The organism is Microbacterium rhizosphaerae (genome assembly GCF_034120055.1).
Taxonomy (GTDB): Bacteria; Actinomycetota; Actinomycetes; order Actinomycetales; family Microbacteriaceae; genus Microbacterium; species Microbacterium rhizosphaerae.
This window is the reverse complement of sequence record NZ_CP139368.1, coordinates 2,269,476-2,282,169: the sequence shown is the minus strand read 5'-3', so window position 1 is coordinate 2,282,169 and position 12,694 is coordinate 2,269,476. Positions and strand designations below refer to the sequence as shown.

Genomic DNA, 12,694 nt, shown 5'->3' with positions numbered 1-12,694 from the left:
CATGTGCCGACCGAGGGCACGGCGGAGCCTATAGAATCGTTGGGTAGGGATGCGGCGCGCCAGCGCACGCACCACTGACAGTGTAGGCGCGCAGTTCGCGCGGCTACTGATCAGGCCCGCAGAGCGGCTTTTCCCCTCCGTGACTCCGCGCAGGGCGATGGAAAGCCGGGACGGATGACACCGTTGCAGGCTGAAGGAGAGTGACGTCATGTCGGATGTGCTGATCGATCGGCCCGAGCTCGACGGGCTGGGGGTGTACGAGTTCGGCTGGCACGATGCCGATTCCGCCGGGGCGAGCGCCAAGCGAGGCCTCAACGAGAAGGTCGTCCGCGACATCTCGGGCTTGAAGAACGAGCCGGAGTGGATGCTCAAGAACCGGCTCAAGGGCCTGCAGCTGTTCGGTCGCAAGCCGATGCCGACCTGGGGCGCAGACCTCAGCGAGATCGACTTCGACAACATCAAGTACTTCGTGCGCTCGACCGAGAAGCAGGCGCAGTCGTGGGAGGACCTCCCCGAGGAGATCCGCAACACCTACGAGCGCCTCGGCATCCCCGAAGCGGAGCGCCAGCGCCTGGTCGCCGGAGTCGCCGCGCAGTACGAGTCCGAGGTCGTCTACCACCAGATCCGCGAGGACCTGGAGGCCAAGGGCGTCATCTTCATGGACACCGACACCGCGCTGCGCGAGCACCCCGAGTTCTTCGAGGAGTACTTCGGCACGGTCATCCCGGCGGGCGACAACAAGTTCGCCGCGCTGAACACGGCCGTCTGGTCGGGCGGTTCGTTCGTGTACGTCCCCAAGGGCGTGCACGTCGAGATCCCGCTGCAGGCCTACTTCCGCATCAACACGGAGAACATGGGCCAGTTCGAGCGGACGCTGATCATCGCGGACGAGGACTCCTACATCCACTACATCGAGGGCTGCACCGCCCCGATCTACAAGAGCGACTCGCTGCACTCCGCGGTGGTCGAGATCATCGTGAAGAAGAACGCCCGCGTGCGCTACACGACGATCCAGAACTGGTCGAACAACGTCTACAACCTCGTCACCAAGCGCGCGATCGCGCACGAGGGCGCGACGATGGAGTGGATCGACGGCAACATCGGGTCCAAGGTCACGATGAAGTACCCGTCGATCTACCTCATGGGCGCGCACGCGAAGGGCGAGACCCTGTCCGTCGCCTTCGCCGGCCCCGGTCAGCACCAGGACGCCGGCGCGAAGATGATCCACATGGCGCCGTACACGCAGTCGTCGATCGTCTCCAAGTCGATCGCCCGCGGCGGTGGCCGCGCCGGCTACCGCGGCGAGGTGCGGGTCGACCCGAACGCCCACCACGCGGCCAACACGGTCCGCTGCGACGCGCTGCTGGTCGACACGATCTCGCGCTCGGACACCTACCCCGCGATCGACATCCGCGTGGACGACGTCCAGCTCGGCCACGAGGCGACCGTCTCGAAGGTCAGCGAGGAGCAGCTGTTCTATCTGCAGTCCCGCGGCCTGCCCGAGGACGAGGCAATGGCCATGATCGTCCGCGGCTTCATCGAGCCGATCGCCCGCGAACTGCCCATGGAGTACGCCCTCGAGCTCAACAAGCTCATCGAGATGGGCATGGAAGGATCGGTCGGCTGAGCATGACGACGACCTACACCGAGACCGAGCCTGCCTTCATTCCGGTTCAGACCCGCTCGGAACGGCCGCACTCGTTCGATCCCGCGGACTTCGCGCGCCCCACGGGCCGGGAGGTCAACTGGCGTCACACGCCGCTCGACGCCCTCGCGCCCCTGTTCGACGTGGATGCCGTGGCGGGCGACCTCGACGTGACGGTGACCGATGCCGCGGCATCCGCGCTGCGCATCGGCGAGGCCCCGCGCGGCGAGGTCTTCCGTCCCGAGGACCTCCCGTCGGCGATCGCCTGGGTGCGTGCCGACCGGGCCGACCACGTCGTCCTGGAGGGTGAACGGGACGAGCCCGTCTTCATCGAGGTCACCGGTCGCGGGGGAGTGGCGCATGCCCATCTCGTGATCGAGGCCCGGCCGAACTCGCACTCCACCGTCGTCCTGCGTCACCGGGGCAGCACGTCGTTCGCGCAGAACGTCGAGATCATCGTGGGCGACGGAGCGCACCTCGAGCTCGTCACGGTCCAGGAGTGGAACGGCGGCAGCGTGCACGCCGCATCCCACCAGGCCCGCGTCGACAAGGATGCGACCCTCCGCCACGTCGTCGTCAGCTTCGGCGGCGCCGTCGTGCGGGTGAACCCGAGCATCGAGCTGGCCGGCACCGGCGCACGAGCCGAGATGTACGGCATGAGCTACTCCGACGCCGGCCAGCACCTCGAGAGCCAGGTCTACCTGTACCACAAGGGCGCGGAGACCACGGGCGACGTGCTGTACAAGGGCGCCCTGCAGGGCGCCGGCGCGCGCAGCGTGTGGATCGGCGACGTCCTGATCGGCCCGGAAGCGGTCGGCACGGACTCCTACGAGGCCAACCGCAACCTGGTCCTCACCGATGGTGCCCGGGCCGAGTCGATCCCGAACCTCGAGATCGAGACGGGCGACATCCGTGGTGCCGGTCACGCCAGCGCCACGGGCCGGTTCGACGACGAGCAGCTGTTCTACCTGCAGGCCCGCGGCATCCCCGAGCCCGAGGCCCGGCGCCTGGTCGTCCTCGGCTTCCTCACCGAGATCGTCCAGCGCATCGGCGTCCCGGCACTGGAGGAGGAGCTCACCGAGCTGATCGAGCGCGAGCTCGCCCAGGGCATCGCCGCACCCGCATCCGTCATGAAGGGGGAGTCCGCATGAGCGCGACCCGTGTGTGCTCGCTGAGCGAGCTCGAGCCGGACTCCGCCCGGCGTGTCGTCGTGGACGGCGTGCCGATCGCGGTCGTGCTCGACTCGGCCGGCGAGGTGCACGCCATCGGCGACACCTGCACGCACGGCGACATCTCGCTCGCCGAGGGCTTCGTCGAGGGCGACACCATCGAGTGCTGGGCGCACGGTTCGGCGTTCTCCCTCCGCAGCGGCCGCCCGCTCAACCTCCCCGCGTACGAGCCCGTCCCGGTCTACGCCGTCCAGCTCGACGGCGACGACGTGCTCATCGACCCCAGCGTGACCAAGCCGGCCTCCTGAGCCGTCGCGTCCGCAACCAGAACTCACGAAGGAAAACAATGTCTGTCCTCGAGATCCGCGACCTGCATGTGACGGTCGAGACCGATGCCGGCACGACGCCCATCCTCACCGGCGTCACGCTCACGATCCGCACGGGCGAGACCCACGCGATCATGGGCCCCAACGGCTCCGGAAAGTCCACGCTGGCGTACACGATCGCCGGCCACCCGAAGTACACCGTGTCGAGCGGCTCGATCACGCTCGACGGTGAGGACGTCCTGTCGATGACGGTCGACGAACGAGCGCGGGCAGGGCTCTTCCTCGCCATGCAGTACCCGGTCGAGATCCCGGGCGTGACGGTGACGAACTTCCTGCGCACGGCGAAGACCGCCGTCGACGGCGAGGCTCCGTCCATCCGCACGTGGACCAAGGATGTCAAGCAGGCCATGAAGGACCTGCGCATGGACCCGAAGTTCGCACAGCGCAACGTGAACGAGGGCTTCTCGGGCGGCGAGAAGAAGCGCCACGAGATCCTCCAGCTGGAGCTGCTCAAGCCCAAGCTCGCCGTGCTGGACGAGACCGACTCCGGTCTCGACGTCGACGCGCTCAAGATCGTGTCCGAGGGTGTCAACCGCGCCAAGGGCGAGACGAACCTCGGCGTGCTGCTGATCACGCACTACACCCGCATCCTGCGCTACATCCACCCCGACTTCGTGCACGTCATGGTCGGCGGGCGCATCGTCGAGGAGGGCGGCCCGGAGCTGGCCGACCGTCTCGAGGACGAGGGCTACGACCGCTTCGTCGGCTCGTCCGAGCCCGCGCTGGACGTGGAGGCGTAGAGTCGTCATATGACCGCGACTCTCAGCCCGGAGAAGTTCGACGAGGTCACCGAGGCACTCAAGGATGTCATGGATCCCGAGCTCGGGATCAATGTCGTCGACCTCGGTCTCATCTACGACCTGGCGTGGGATGACGAGAACGACGCCCTCGTCATCCACATGACGCTGACGTCCGCCGGTTGCCCGCTCACCGACGTGCTCGAGGAGCAGACGGCACAGGCTCTGGACGGAATCGTCGAGCAGTTCCGCATCAACTGGGTGTGGATGCCGCCGTGGGGCCCCGAGCGGATCACCGACGACGGGCGCGACATGATGCGCGCGCTCGGCTTCGCGATCTGAGGCCCGCCACACAGTGACGCGTCCGATCGCCGCCCTCGCGGGAGCAAGCGGGTTCATCGGCACCGCTCTGCGGCGCGCTCTGGTCGATGAGGGATATGCCATCCGCAGCATCGGCCGCAGCGGACCTGACGCTCGATGGGATGATCCGGATTCCGTCCGCAGGGCCGTCGACGGCGCCGACCTGCTGGTGAACCTCGCCGGCCGGAGCATCAGCTGCCGATTCACGGATGCGAACCGCGACGAGATCCTGCGCTCGCGCGTCGAGACCACGCGCGCGCTGCGTGTGGCGGTGGAGCACGCGGCTGCGCCGCCATCCGTGTGGTTCAACGCGAGCACGGCGACGATCTACCGCTCAGCGCTCGACCGCGCGCAGACCGAGGCCGCCGGCGAGATCGGCGAGGGGTTCACCGTGGATGTCGCCCGCGAGTGGGAGCGCGAGTTCTTCGCCGGTGACCTGCCCGGCACGCGGCGGATCGCGCTGCGGCTCGGCGTCGTGCTGGGCGACGGCGCGGCGACCGCGCTGCTGTTCCGCCTGGCCCGGCTCGGGCTCGGCGGGCCGCAGTACGACGGCTGGTGGTTCCCGCACCGTCGCTACCGGGGGATCGGGTCCGACCCGACCGGCGACGGAGCGCCGGAGTGGCATCGCTCCGGCGGCCGGCAGCGCTTCAGCTGGATCCACATCGACGACGTCATCGGCGCCATCCGTTTCGCCCGTGACGATCCGGGCATCGAGGGGCCGATCAACGTCGTCGCACCGGAAGCCGTGGAGAATCGCGCGCTCATGGCTGCGCTGCGCCACGTGGTCGGCATGCCCGTCGGACTGCCCGCTCCGCGGCTGGCCCTCGAGCCCGGGATGTGGGTGCTGCGAGCCGAGCCGGAACTCGTCCTCAAGAGCACGTGGGTGGCCCCGGAACGACTGCTCGAGGCCGGCTTCTCGTTCCGCTTCGACGATGTCGAGCTGGCACTGCGCGACGTGCGGGCATCCCGGGCCGCGCGCTGACAGTCCGCAGCGCGGCCCGTGGCACATGAGGCCGCCGCCCGGCGCGTCGGGGCCGTAGGCTCGAGAGGTGACTGCCGCGCCGCTTCAAGCCCTGCCCATCGACGAGCTCCGTCAACGGTCGAGCACGAAGTGGCGCCGCTACCCGGCCGATGTCCTGCCGCTCTTCGTCGCCGAGACGGACTTCCCGCTCGCGCCCGCGATCACCGCGCGCCTCGCGCGTGCGGTGGAGCTCGGCGACACGGGCTACACGCCGCCGGAGCCGGGGATCCGGGAGGCCTACGTCGGCTTCGCCGCGCGCCGGTTCGGGTGGGACGTCGAGCCGCACCGCATCCGCACGACCTGCGACGTCATGATGGGCGTCGTCGAGCTCCTGCGCCTCGTGACGACGCCGGGCGACCGCGTCATCGTGACACCGCCGGTGTATCCGCCGTTCTACGACGGCGTGCCCGAGGCCGGTTGCGAGGTCGAACGCGTCCCGCTCCTCGAGACCGACGACGACTGGGAGCTCGACCTCGCCGGCATCGAGGCCGCGTTCGCGGCCGGCGCCACGGCGATGCTCCTGTGCAACCCGCACAACCCCACCGGGACCGTGCACAGCAAGGAGAGCCTCGCCGCCCTGGCCGAGATCGCCGACCGCCACGGCGCGCACATCATCAGCGACGAGATCCACTCGCCCCTCACTCAGCCCGGCGTCGTGTTCACACCGTTCCTGGCCGCCTCGGATGCCGCTGCACGCGTAGGACTGACCGTCACGAGCGCCAGCAAGGCGTTCAACCTCGCGGGGCTGAAGTGCGCCCTCATGGTCACGGCATCCGATCGAACGACCGCGATGGTGGATGCCCTGCCCGATGAGGTCGAGTGGCGCACGGGACTGTTCGGCGCGCTGGCCGGCGTCGCGGCCTTCGACCCGCAGAGCGACGCGTGGCTCGACAGCCTGCTGGTCACTCTCGATCAGAACCGTCGCCTCCTCGGTGACCTCCTCGCCGAGCACGTGCCCGGCGCACGCTACCGCATCCCGGATGCCGGCTACCTCGCCTGGGTCGACCTCACCGCGCTCGGCTGGGGCGACAACCCCGCCGTCAAGGTCCTCCGCGACGCAAAGGTCGCGCTGCACTTCGGACCGATGTTCGGCGCCGAGGGCAACGGACACGTGCGCGTCAACATCGGATGCGCGCCCGACGTGCTCCGCGAGGCCGTCGAGCGCATCGGCGCGCTCGCGCGGGCGGACGCGGAGGCCGCCACCGCCTCGTGACGGGGCGGATCGACACCCGCGAGAGCATCTGGTCGGGCGGCTACTTCGCGGTCACCGTCGGTGCCGTGGCGCTGATCTTCTTCGCCGCGCTGGAGTCTCTCGCGATGACGACGGTCATGCCGGTGGTCAGCCACGAGCTTGACGGCGCGGCGCTGTACGCGGCGGCGTTCGCCGGCACCCTGGCCACGAGCGTCATCGGGATGGTGGTGGCGGGCGCCTGGTGCGACCGGGGGAGTCCGGTCGCCCCGCTGACCGCGGCGGTCGGGCTGTTCGTGGCGGGTCTGCTCGTCGCGGGCCTCGCGCCGACCATGGGGGTGTTCGTCGCCGGACGCCTTCTGCAGGGCCTCGGCGTCGGTGGGCAGATCGTCGCGCTGTACGTCGTCGTCGCCCGGGTGTACCCGCCGCGCCCGCACGGACCGCTGTTCGCGGCATTCTCGGCCACCTGGGTCATCCCGTCGCTCATCGGACCGTTCGCCGCCGGGGCTGTCGCGCAGTATCTGCACTGGCGCTGGGTGTTCCTCGGCGTCGCGGTGCTCACGGCCGCGGCCTTCGTGCTCGTCTTCACGCGCCTGCACGGGAGGCAGCTCGGCACGGACGAGCCCTCGACCGCGCGCATCGGCCCACGGGTCTGGCTCGCCGTCGCCGTCGCGGCGGGCGTGCTGGGGTTGAGCCTCGCCGACCAGCTGCGACCGTGGACGATCCCGGTGGTCGCCGCATCCGTCGTCGTCCTCGTGGCAGCCGTGCTCCCGCTCGTTCCGCGCGGGACGCTGCGGGCGGGGCGTGGCCTGCCGAGCGTCGTGCTCATGCGCGGACTGATCGCCGGCGCCCTCTTCGGCTCCGAGGTGTACCTGCCGTACCTGCTCGTGACGGAGTACGGGTTCAGCGTCACGTGGGCGGGGCTCGCCCTCACCGTGAGCGCGATCGCGTGGGCCGTCGGCGCCGCCCTCCAAGGGCGGTTCGGCGACCGTCTGGGCAATGCGCGCACCAGCATCCTCGGTGTGGGACTGCTGACGACGGCGACGGTGCTGGCGACCGCGACCGCGCTCGGCCATCTGCCGCCCGCCACGGCGATCGCGGGCTGGTCGCTCGCCGGAGGCGGGATGGGCCTGATGTATCCGCGCATGACCGTCCTCACTCTGGCCTACTCGACGCCGCAGAATCAGGGCTTCAATTCGTCCGCGCTCTCGATCTTCGACGCCGCCGGCTCCGCCACGACGATCGCGGTCATGGGGCTCGTGTTCACGGCGCTCCAGGCGACGGATGCCGGGTTCGCGGTCGTGTTCGCGCTCGGCGCGCTGCTGTCCCTCCTCGCGCTTGTTCCGGGTCTGCGGCTCGGGCATGCCCACGAGAAGCACGTGTGACGTCGTCGGCTGCGACCTCGTCCCTTCCGAGCACCCCCGTATACTGGATGGCTGGCCCGTCGGCCATCCTCCCTTCCCGCAGAACGGACCTCAGCTGTGCTCGCCGTGCATGACCTCGAGATCCGCGTGGGCGCCCGTGTGCTCATGTCGGACGTGTCCTTCCGCGTCGGGGACGGCGACAAGGTCGGTCTCGTCGGCCGCAACGGCGCAGGGAAGACGACCCTGACGAAGGTGCTCGCCGGAGACCTCCTCCCGAGCGAGGGCAAGGTGGAGCGGCACGGCGAGCTGGGCTACCTGCCGCAGGACCCGCGCTCGGGCGACCCCGAGATGCTCGCACGCACCCGCATCCTCGACGCGCGCGGACTGGGCACGCTGGCGATCGGGATGCACGAGGCTTCGCTCGCGATGGGGTCCGACGACTCCGCCGCCGCGGCCAAGGCGATGCGCAAGTACGCGAACCTCACGGAACGCTTCGAGACGCTCGGCGGGTACGCGGCCGAGGCCGAGGCCGCATCCATCGCCCACAACCTCTCGCTTCCCGACCGCATCCTCGAGCAGCCGCTGAAGACGCTCTCCGGCGGTCAACGGCGGCGCATCGAGCTCGCCCGCATCCTGTTCTCGGACGCGCAGACGATGATCCTCGACGAGCCGACGAACCACCTCGACGCCGACAGCGTCGTGTGGCTCCGCGACTTCCTCCGGGGCTATCGCGGCGGCCTCATCGTCATCAGCCATGACGTCGAGCTGGTCGGCGAGACGGTCAACCGGGTCTTCTACCTCGACGCCAACCGCCAGGTCATCGACATCTACAACATGAACTGGAAGAACTACCAGCGTCAGCGGGTCGCCGACGAGGAGCGCCGCAAGAAGGAGCGAGCGAACGCCGAGAAGAAGGCGACCGCGCTCCAGCTGCAGGCCGCGAAGTTCGGCGCCAAGGCCACGAAGGCCGCGGCGGCGCACCAGATGATGGCACGCGCCGAGAAGCTGCTCTCGGGCCTGGAGGATGTCCGGCAGGAGGACCGCGTCGCGAAGCTGCGGTTCCCCAAGCCCGCGCCGGTGGGGAAGACCCCGCTCATGGGCAAGGGGCTGTCGAAGTCCTACGGCTCTCTCGAGATCTTCACCGACGTCGACCTCGCCATCGACCGCGGCTCCAAGGTCGTCGTCCTCGGACTCAACGGCGCGGGCAAGACCACGCTGCTGCGCATCCTGGCGGGAGTGGACTCCGCGGACACCGGCGTGATCGAGCCCGGGCACGGCCTGAAGATCGGCTATTACGCGCAGGAGCACGAGAACCTCGACGTGCAGCGTTCGGTCCTCGACAACATGATGTCCTCCGCGCCCGACATCAACGCCACGGATGCCCGCAAGGTGCTGGGGTCGTTCCTGTTCACGGGGGACGACGTGCTCAAGCCGGCGGGCGTGCTCTCCGGCGGCGAGAAGACCCGTCTCTCTCTCGCGACGCTCGTGGTGTCCAGTGCGAACGTGCTGCTGCTCGACGAGCCCACCAACAACCTCGACCCCGCCTCGCGTGAGGAGATCCTCGGTGCGCTCGCGCACTACGAAGGCGCGGTCATCCTGGTCTCCCACGACCCCGGCGCCGTCGAGGCGCTGAATCCGGAGCGCGTCCTCATCCTGCCCGACGGCGTCGAGGACATCTGGGGTCGCGACTACATCGACCTGATCACACTGGCCTGAGCGCCGGCGGCCCGCCGCGCCCGCACGGCGTCGGCGTGCAGGACGACCCGAAGGTCGTCAGCGACCGGCCCGATCGAGGAGGTCGTCCTCGTCGGCCATGTCACGGTCGATGCGCTTCTTGGGGAACAGCGCGCGGGCCGAGCGGCGGACGGATGCGGCGGCCTCGAGCTCGGCCGCTGCAGCCGGGTCGGAGGCGGCCAGGGCGGCGACCGCCGCGGCGTCCTCGGCATCCTCCCGACGCGCGCGGCGCTCGGACCGGATGACGTACCAGATGAAGACGAAGCCCATGACGGCGAAGAGGATCCACTGCACGCCGTACGACAGGTACGGGCCAGGGTCGTCCGACGGGGCTTCGAGGGCCTGCGGAACGCTCGCCGGCGCGGGGGTCTCGGAGACCATCGTCCCGTAGGCGCCGCGCTCGAGCGCGCTCCCGTCCGCGCCGATCTTCGTCGCGATGAGCGGAAGGTTGACGGAGGGAACCTGGCCGTGCGGCGCCGCCGCTCCGGAGGACGGCAGCGGCTCGCCCGGCTGCAGCCGCGTGACGACGGTCACCGTGCCCGACGGAGCCGACGGCACGTGGTCCGGCAGGGACTGCGTGTTGCCCGGCGCGACCCACCCCCGGTCGATGAGGAACACGCGCCCGTCGGTCGAGCGGAACGGAACGAGCACCTCATAGGCCGCCGTGCCGCCGTGCACCCTGTTGCGGACGAGCAGCTGCTCGTCGGGCGCGTAGCGGCCGGTCATCGTGACCCGCCGCCACTGGTCGCCGGCGTCGAGCGTCGCACCCGGCCTGAGCAGCTGATCCAGCGGCACCGGGGTCGAGTCGTAGTTGCGGGAGATCAGCGAGAGCTGCTCCGAACGGGCCGCGTTCTTCGTGAGCTGCCAGTTGGACAGGAACGCGCAGGCGATCGCGAACACGATCGCGACGCCGATGTAGGCCGCCCAGCGGACGGCCGGCGGAGCGTTGCGCCGGCTCATGCCATCGCCTCCGCCTCGGCGGGCAGGGGGAATCGGAGCACCTCGAGCGGGAAGTCGCGCGCGGCGAGGAAGTCGCGCAGGTAGCCGACGTGCTCGTCGCACGCGAGCCACGTCTTGCGCCGGTCGGCGGTGTGGATGCGGGGGTTCCGCCACAGGATCTGCCAGTTCGCGTCCGCGACGCATCCGGCGCGCGAGCAGCGCGCCTCACCCGCGGAGATCACTTCTCGGCCTCGTCCGGTGATTCCGCCCGCTGAGCGGGCCCGGTCTCCGCGATCCGCAGCACAGGGTGCTCCGTCGCGGGCGTCGCGGGCTCAGTCGGCGTCTCGGGGGCGGCCGGGAGGGCCCGCTCGGGATTCTCTGCGCGCACCGTCTTCGCATCCTGACCGACATTCGCGATCACGACGGCGATGTAGGGGAGGAAGATGGCGCCGGCTCCGAAGACCCAGGTGTACCAGCCGTAGGGCTGCACGACGACCATCAGGACGAAGCAGGCGACACGGATGCCCATCGTCACGAGGTATCGGACGGAGCGTGCGCCGACCTCGTCGCGCGGTGCCCGAGGCAGGGACGTGGCGGAGGGGGTGGATGGCGAGCGCTTCACGGTGCATCCAGCCTACGCCGCCGCAGACGCATCGTCCCCCGCCGGATGACTCCGGCGGGGGACGACCGCTGCTGTGCTCAGGCCCCGCGGTAGTTCGGGTACGAGGCGGCCAGGCCGATCGCGACGATGATGATCAGGATCGTGGCGATGATGCTGAGCGCGAGCCCGACCCAGCCGAGGATCGTGCCGGTGAGCGCCATGCCGTGGCCGCCCTCGCCGGTGCGCTTGATCTGTCCCAGGGACAGGTGTCCGGTGATCACCGCGACCAGGTGGGCGATGAACGGGAGGAAGACGAAGCCGGCGATGCCCGCCACGAGCGAGACGATGGCCAGCGTGTTCGTGCGGGGGCCGGCCGGAGCCGAGTAGGCCGGGGCAGCCGCGTACGTCGGCGCCTGGTAGGCGGGCGGAGCGGTGTATGCCGGAGGAGCGGCCTCGGGTGCCGGCGCGTACGCCGGCGGCTCGGGTGCCGCTTCCGGGGCAGCAGCGGGCGCGGACGACCATGCCGGCTCGGATACGGGTGCCGGCTCAGCCGCGGGCGCGGCCTCGGCCGCAGGAGCAGCGGGGGCCGCCTCTGCGGCGCCCGGCTCGGCTGCGGGTTCCGCGGCAGCGGGGGTCGACGAGGCGACCTCGTCGGCGGATGACGCCGCGGCGGGGACCTCAGGCGTGGGGTCTGGTGTGGTGTCGCTCACGGTAGGGCCTTTCGTAGGCGGATCGGCGGAGGAACCCGCCTGTGCCTAGATTGGCAACGCCTATGGGGCGTGTCAAACACCTCGCGCTACGCTGGATCGGTTTTGTCACAACAGACAGGAGCAGTCATGTCCGCAGAGCGCGTCGTCCTCGTCACCGGCGGCAACCGGGGCATCGGCCGTGCCATCGCCGAGCGCTTCGTCGCCGAGGGCTACAAGGTCGCCGTGACCGCTCGCAGCGGAGAGGGTCCCATGGGCACGCTGACGGTCCGCGCGGACGTCACCGACTCCGCGCAGCTGGATGCCGCGTTCCTCCAGGTCGAGAGCACGCTCGGCCCGGTCGAGGTCGTCGTCGCGAACGCGGGCATCACGAAGGACACACTGCTGCTGCGCATGTCGGAGGACGATTTCGACTCGGTCGTCGCCACGAACCTCGGCGGCACCTTCCGGGTCGTCAAGCGGGCATCGAAGGGGATGCTGCGCGCCCGGTGGGGCCGCGTCATCCTGATCTCGTCCGTCGTCGGGCTCCTCGGCTCTGCGGGCCAGATCAACTACTCGAGCTCGAAGGCCGCCCTCGTCGGCTTCGCGCGGTCGCTGACGCGCGAGCTCGGCGCACGCGGCATCACGGCCAACGTCGTGGCTCCCGGTTTCATCGAGACCGACATGACCGCCGAGCTGCCCGCCGAGACGCAGGCCGAGTACAAGAAGAGCATCCCGGCGGGCCGGTTCGCGACACCGGACGAAGTCGCGGGCGTCGTGACGTGGCTGGCCTCGGACGACGCGGCCTACATCTCGGGCGCGGTCATCCCCGTGGACGGCGGTCTCGGGATGGGTCACTGACC

At 70.1% G+C, this 12,694-nt stretch carries 14 protein-coding genes; 10 read left to right on the top strand and 4 right to left on the bottom strand.

Going from position 1 to position 12,694, the window contains the following annotated elements; genetic code table 11:
* Window positions 1–208: 208 nt before the first annotated feature.
* From sufB to SM116_RS10135, 9 genes are all read left to right on the top strand, one after another.
* Window positions 209–1,627, top strand: a complete 1,419-nt coding sequence (gene sufB, locus SM116_RS10175; protein WP_320940871.1) for a Fe-S cluster assembly protein SufB — start codon at window positions 209–211, stop codon at window positions 1,625–1,627.
* A gap of 2 nt (window positions 1,628–1,629) precedes the next feature.
* Window positions 1,630–2,796: a Fe-S cluster assembly protein SufD gene (sufD, locus tag SM116_RS10170; protein ID WP_320940870.1), complete on the top strand. Its 1,167-nt coding sequence runs from the start codon at window positions 1,630–1,632 to the stop codon at window positions 2,794–2,796.
* Window positions 2,793–3,122, top strand: coding sequence for a non-heme iron oxygenase ferredoxin subunit (locus SM116_RS10165; protein WP_320940869.1), 330 nt, complete (start codon window positions 2,793–2,795; stop codon window positions 3,120–3,122). The genes sufD and SM116_RS10165 overlap by 4 nt, the downstream gene beginning before the upstream one ends.
* A gap of 38 nt (window positions 3,123–3,160) precedes the next feature.
* Window positions 3,161–3,940: a Fe-S cluster assembly ATPase SufC gene (sufC, locus tag SM116_RS10160; RefSeq protein WP_320940868.1), complete on the top strand. Its 780-nt coding sequence runs from the start codon at window positions 3,161–3,163 to the stop codon at window positions 3,938–3,940.
* A gap of 9 nt (window positions 3,941–3,949) precedes the next feature.
* The gene (locus tag SM116_RS10155; RefSeq protein ID WP_286288828.1) at window positions 3,950–4,279 is read left to right on the top strand and encodes a metal-sulfur cluster assembly factor; all 330 of its coding nucleotides are present in this window, start codon (window positions 3,950–3,952) and stop codon (window positions 4,277–4,279) included.
* 13 nt (window positions 4,280–4,292) lie between these two features.
* The gene (locus SM116_RS10150) at window positions 4,293–5,279 is read left to right on the top strand and encodes an epimerase (protein ID WP_320940867.1); all 987 of its coding nucleotides are present in this window, start codon (window positions 4,293–4,295) and stop codon (window positions 5,277–5,279) included.
* A 67-nt stretch (window positions 5,280–5,346) separates the two neighbouring features.
* Window positions 5,347–6,531, top strand: a complete 1,185-nt coding sequence (locus SM116_RS10145; RefSeq protein WP_320940866.1) for a MalY/PatB family protein — start codon at window positions 5,347–5,349, stop codon at window positions 6,529–6,531.
* Window positions 6,528–7,892 carry an MFS transporter gene (locus tag SM116_RS10140; protein WP_320940865.1) on the top strand — a complete coding sequence of 455 codons (1,365 nt, stop codon included), beginning with the start codon at window positions 6,528–6,530 and terminating at the stop codon, window positions 7,890–7,892. The genes SM116_RS10145 and SM116_RS10140 overlap by 4 nt, the downstream gene beginning before the upstream one ends.
* Window positions 7,893–7,988: 96 nt before the next feature.
* Window positions 7,989–9,587 (top strand): ABC-F family ATP-binding cassette domain-containing protein, encoded by a 1,599-nt coding sequence (locus tag SM116_RS10135; RefSeq protein WP_320940864.1) that lies wholly within the window; start codon window positions 7,989–7,991, stop codon window positions 9,585–9,587.
* A gap of 57 nt (window positions 9,588–9,644) precedes the next feature.
* Here the strand turns inward: SM116_RS10135 and SM116_RS10130 are convergent, their stop codons facing one another.
* From SM116_RS10130 to SM116_RS10115, 4 genes are all read right to left on the bottom strand, one after another.
* A complete protein-coding gene (locus SM116_RS10130) occupies window positions 9,645–10,565 on the bottom strand; it encodes an SURF1 family cytochrome oxidase biogenesis protein (protein ID WP_320940863.1) in 921 nt (306 codons plus the stop codon).
* Complete coding sequence (locus SM116_RS10125) at window positions 10,562–10,786, bottom strand: hypothetical protein (protein ID WP_320940862.1); 225 nt, start codon at window positions 10,784–10,786, stop codon at window positions 10,562–10,564. The genes SM116_RS10130 and SM116_RS10125 overlap by 4 nt, the downstream gene beginning before the upstream one ends.
* The gene (locus tag SM116_RS10120; RefSeq protein ID WP_320940861.1) at window positions 10,783–11,166 is read right to left on the bottom strand and encodes a DUF3099 domain-containing protein; all 384 of its coding nucleotides are present in this window, start codon (window positions 11,164–11,166) and stop codon (window positions 10,783–10,785) included. The genes SM116_RS10125 and SM116_RS10120 overlap by 4 nt, the downstream gene beginning before the upstream one ends.
* A gap of 77 nt (window positions 11,167–11,243) precedes the next feature.
* Entirely contained in the window at window positions 11,244–11,855 is a 612-nt protein-coding gene (locus tag SM116_RS10115) for a DUF4190 domain-containing protein (RefSeq protein WP_320940860.1), read from the bottom strand.
* Between the two features lie 126 nt (window positions 11,856–11,981).
* Here SM116_RS10115 and fabG point away from each other — a divergent pair, with 126 nt between their 5' ends.
* Window positions 11,982–12,692 (top strand): 3-oxoacyl-ACP reductase FabG, encoded by a 711-nt coding sequence (gene fabG, locus SM116_RS10110; RefSeq protein ID WP_320940859.1) that lies wholly within the window; start codon window positions 11,982–11,984, stop codon window positions 12,690–12,692.
* Window positions 12,693–12,694 lie beyond the last annotated feature (2 nt).

Excerpts from the sequence above, each read along its gene's own strand:
- SM116_RS10155 (WP_286288828.1), top strand. The coding sequence starts at position 3,950 with ATGACCGCGACTCTCAGCCCGGAGAAGTTCGACGAGGTCACCGAGGCA.
- sufC (WP_320940868.1), top strand. The coding sequence starts at position 3,161 with ATGTCTGTCCTCGAGATCCGCGACCTGCATGTGACGGTCGAGACCGAT.
- sufB (WP_320940871.1), top strand. The coding sequence starts at position 209 with ATGTCGGATGTGCTGATCGATCGGCCCGAGCTCGACGGGCTGGGGGTG.
- SM116_RS10130 (WP_320940863.1), bottom strand. The coding sequence starts at position 10,565 with ATGAGCCGGCGCAACGCTCCGCCGGCCGTCCGCTGGGCGGCCTACATC.
- SM116_RS10165 (WP_320940869.1), top strand. The coding sequence starts at position 2,793 with ATGAGCGCGACCCGTGTGTGCTCGCTGAGCGAGCTCGAGCCGGACTCC.
- sufD (WP_320940870.1), top strand. The coding sequence starts at position 1,630 with ATGACGACGACCTACACCGAGACCGAGCCTGCCTTCATTCCGGTTCAG.
- fabG (WP_320940859.1), top strand. The coding sequence starts at position 11,982 with ATGTCCGCAGAGCGCGTCGTCCTCGTCACCGGCGGCAACCGGGGCATC.